2 protein-coding genes are annotated in these 798 nt (G+C 52.0%); both read right to left on the bottom strand.

Annotated elements, in window-relative coordinates; translation table 11 throughout:
• Nucleotides 1-188 (bottom strand): hypothetical protein (locus tag WA429_RS21355; protein WP_336107929.1); only part of this gene is annotated, 188 nt, incomplete at its 3' end.
• 104 nt (nt 189-292) lie between these two features.
• Nucleotides 293-798: hypothetical protein (locus WA429_RS21350; RefSeq protein WP_336107928.1), on the bottom strand; the 506-nt coding region annotated here is incomplete at its 5' end.

Genomic DNA, 798 nt, shown 5'->3' with positions numbered 1-798 from the left:
TCATACATCGCATATCTACTGTTCTCTGAGTCTTGTGGGACGATCAACTGCGGTTCAGCACGATCTTCAAGTACCTCGACCCGCTGCTGACGTTCACGTCGATTGAGCGTTCGCATGAGCAGTAAGACCCCGCCAACAACGATCACTGCCAACTCTATCAAAACCACAACGGAAAGTGCTTCTGTCATAGCTATCCTCCCACGAAAAAGCGCACAAACAGACTAACAGCTTGTGCGCTCTTGAGTACCTTTTCTTGCCTGCGAAAAACGTACAGGACATCTGAGATGTTTGTTTAATTCGGCGGCTCGACACCATGACGGGCAGAGCGTCTTTCATTGTTGCTACTTGCCTCTGAGTCGTCTTGGTCAAACACATCCATTGCCAAGTCGCCAACCTCTGTTGCTGCGGATTTGATGTTGCCCATGTCTGTTCCGGCCACTCCTGCGACTGCAGCTAATCCACCATGACGGTTATCACCATAGGTTTGCTCCATTTGCTCTCGCTGGATATCCGTTTCAACCCTCTCATGCATCTGTTGGTTCCCTCGGTTCACGTCATGTGCAGCCAGGTTTCCATCATTTCTAGTATTTACATAGTCCTGACCATTGCCGACTTCCGCGTCGAACGCGGAATGTACACGCTCTCTGCCTTCCAGGTCCGCTGCCACTGTTCCCCTAACGCTATCCAGATTGCCGGCCTCCACCTGCTCTTGCGCAGCATTTGACACGTTCATATCGGGCCCTTCCGTTGAATGCCCTGTGCGGCCGACCACCGGACCAATGACATTGAGCCATTGCC

Origin of the sequence: Thalassospira sp. CH_XMU1420-2, assembly GCF_037029325.1 — a bacterium.
Classification (GTDB): Bacteria; Pseudomonadota; Alphaproteobacteria; order Rhodospirillales; family Thalassospiraceae; genus Thalassospira; species Thalassospira povalilytica.
This window is presented reverse-complemented; position numbering and strand designations above follow the sequence as displayed.